This window comes from Enterobacter sp. 200527-13, from assembly GCF_027924865.1.
Taxonomy (GTDB): Bacteria; Pseudomonadota; Gammaproteobacteria; order Enterobacterales; family Enterobacteriaceae; genus Enterobacter; species Enterobacter ludwigii.
Map to the genome: position 1 here is coordinate 1 of NZ_BSCM01000029.1, position 446 is coordinate 446.

Sequence of the window (446 nt, forward strand, 5' to 3'; positions counted from 1 at the left end):
ACGGACGCGGGGTGGAGCAGCCTGGTAGCTCGTCGGGCTCATAACCCGAAGGTCGTCGGTTCAAATCCGGCCCCCGCAACCAATTAAAATTTGATGAAGTATCTTCTACGACAGTAGGAAGACGGACGCGGGGTGGAGCAGCCTGGTAGCTCGTCGGGCTCATAACCCGAAGGTCGTCGGTTCAAATCCGGCCCCCGCAACCAATTAAAATTTGATGAAGTATCTTCTACGACAGTAGGAAGACGGACGCGGGGTGGAGCAGCCTGGTAGCTCGTCGGGCTCATAACCCGAAGGTCGTCGGTTCAAATCCGGCCCCCGCAACCAATCAAATTTGAAGAAGTAAGTTTCTACAAGAGTAGAAAGACGGACGCGGGGTGGAGCAGCCTGGTAGCTCGTCGGGCTCATAACCCGAAGGTCGTCGGTTCAAATCCGGCCCCCGCAACCAA

Annotated in this window: 4 tRNA genes; all 4 read left to right on the forward strand. The window is 56.3% G+C overall.

Annotation, left to right across the window (positions count from 1 at the left end):
* The first annotated feature begins 5 nt into the window (after positions 1 to 5).
* Positions 6 to 82: transfer RNA gene (locus QMG44_RS24215), tRNA-Met, on the forward strand.
* A gap of 44 nt (positions 83 to 126) precedes the next feature.
* Positions 127 to 203: transfer RNA gene (locus QMG44_RS24220), tRNA-Met, on the forward strand.
* A 44-nt stretch (positions 204 to 247) separates the two neighbouring features.
* Positions 248 to 324, forward strand: a tRNA-Met gene (locus QMG44_RS24225).
* A 44-nt stretch (positions 325 to 368) separates the two neighbouring features.
* Positions 369 to 445 (forward strand) — tRNA-Met (locus QMG44_RS24230).
* The last annotated feature ends 1 nt before the right edge of the window (position 446 follow it).